Source organism: Algibacillus agarilyticus, assembly GCF_003286125.1.
GTDB classification, from domain to species: Bacteria; Pseudomonadota; Gammaproteobacteria; order Enterobacterales; family Alteromonadaceae; genus Algibacillus; species Algibacillus agarilyticus.
The window spans coordinates 1-1361 of record NZ_QMED01000077.1 but is presented as its reverse complement, the minus strand read 5'-3'; the positions used below and the strand labels follow the sequence as shown (position 1 = coordinate 1361).

At 38.9% G+C, this 1361-nt stretch carries 1 protein-coding gene and 1 pseudogene; both read right to left on the bottom strand.

Translation table 11 applies throughout. The features are described 5' to 3' along the window. A partial coding sequence (locus DPX34_RS21615; protein WP_157964591.1) for an IS110 family transposase occupies positions 1-501 on the bottom strand: 501 nt, incomplete at its 3' end. A 640-nt stretch (positions 502-1141) separates the two neighbouring features. Continuing rightward, a pseudogene (locus DPX34_RS22205) lies at positions 1142-1361 on the bottom strand (IS110 family transposase); the annotation flags it as partial.

The following is a 1361-nucleotide window of genomic DNA, read 5'->3' as shown; positions in this document are numbered from 1 at the left end:
ATAATTCTTCAACGTTGTGGTGATTTTATTTGTTAAATCTACACGGTCTTGCACGAGTTTACGACGATATTCAACCAGTTGGGCAAGCGACCTGACACTTTCGGTATCGGGTGTAATGACGCTCAATTTAGGCATATGCTGCTGTAATATTTCTAATTGGATAGCCGCGTCTGTTGGATCGTCTTTAGCCCCACTGAGTGTAAATGCCTTTCGGTATTTTGCTACGGTAGAGGGGTTTATAGTAAACAATACGATATGCTGAAATTTACTGAGCGCATAAATTAAAGGGCCTTTTTTTAATTCACAAGCGACAGCAACGGGTTGACCATTATATTTTTGTTTTAAAGTATTCGCCCAAGCATTAATAGCTTCTGGTTTTGAGGAAATAACGGTAAAAATGGGTTTGTCGCTTTTCTGTTCGAGTTCACAAACGTCGTGTTTACGATCTGCCCAATCGATAGCGATAAGGGCGGCAAAATCAGTAGGATTAAAAACTTTCATTTTTGACCTCCAAAGCGTAAAGTTAACCATGGAATATGGCAGTGGTATTGTTTCTCGCAGGTCTTATAGATAGTCGATATAGACGGCAATCCCTGAGTATGCGTATTGAAACAAGTGACTTCTGTTGCTCCGAAAGTCTTGTTATAAGCATCGAATGTTTTCGCTCAAATATTCGTAAGCAACAGAAGCATATTCCACCTATTAATAAGTTAGGTAAACTGATTAATTAATGGAACGGAGCAACTATAAGCCACTTAAGCGGGACTAAAAACAGTTGGCTTTTTTCGCTCCGCTCAATATTATAGCCAACAATTTTTAGCCCCTTAGTGGGGCGTTATATTCCGCCACGTTTCGGTGGTTAAAAACTTAAAATAAATTCAGATTTAGGCCTTTGCTAAACTTTGTTTTTAGATCGCTTGTAGGCAAATAGGCCTCAACATTTTCAGTTTTTAATCAACTTTGGCAAGTGCCATTTGCGTATTCAACTGCTCGTTATGTTGCTTTCTTTTCTAGGCTCAAGTGCGTGGCGGTTTATTTAACTTTTAACCGTTGTTTATGTTGCTAGTTTTGGCAGTAAACGGTAACGTATTCAAATTATTAAACAAAATATAACAACACGCCCTGAGGTGGACAGCAAGCATTAAGTTTTACTTTTTACCGCATATTTTAAGAGCGGTGAACCCTTACTTTTCAAGGCTTCTAGATAAGTTGATTCATCATATGCTGTGCTGGTTTTCCAGCACCGAAACAATATCCTGATCCACTTAAATGCCAACGCTCTGATGATGGTATTATGCGGTTTTCCTTTCGCTGCTTGCTGTTGATAATAAGCTTTAGCCCAAAACGAATATCGCACCGAT